The sequence below is a fragment of the Streptomyces sp. DH12 genome (genome assembly GCF_020873895.1).
Classification (GTDB): Bacteria; Actinomycetota; Actinomycetes; order Streptomycetales; family Streptomycetaceae; genus Streptomyces.
Genome location: NZ_JAHWGT010000902.1, coordinates 1 through 470 on the forward strand (window position 1 = coordinate 1; position 470 = coordinate 470).

The 470-nt window shown below is 67.2% G+C and carries 1 protein-coding gene; it reads right to left on the reverse strand.

The window, feature by feature from the left end:
* Positions 1 to 470 (reverse strand): glutathione S-transferase C-terminal domain-containing protein (locus tag LPA54_RS37700; protein ID WP_228984933.1); only part of this gene is annotated, 470 nt, incomplete at both ends.

Genomic DNA, 470 nt, shown 5'->3' on the forward strand with positions numbered 1-470 from the left:
GTGTGCACCTGGTAGTAGTGCCGTTTGATGTGGTCGAAGTCGACCGTGTCGCCGAACCCCGGCGTCTGGTACAGGTCGCGGGCGTACGCCCACAGCACCCGGCTCTCCGTCAGCTTCCACAGGTTGCACTTGAAGTGGCCGTGGTAGACCGGGTCGAACCGCACCAGCGTGGTGAACAGCCGGATGTCCGCCTCGGTGACGGTGTCCCCGACCAGGTACCGCTGCCGCTCCAGCCGCTGCTCCAGCGACTCCAGCCGGCGGAACAGCCGTGTGCAGGCGGCCTCGTACTCCTCCTGCCCGGTGGCGAAACCCGCCCGGTACACACCGTTGTTGACGTCCCGGAAGACGTCGTCCATCACCGCGTCGATCTCGTCGCGCCGCTTCTCGGGGTACAGGTCGGGCGCCCCCTCGCGGTGCAGGGCCGTCCACTCCGTGGCGAAGTCCAGGGTGATCTGCTGGTAGTCGTTGGT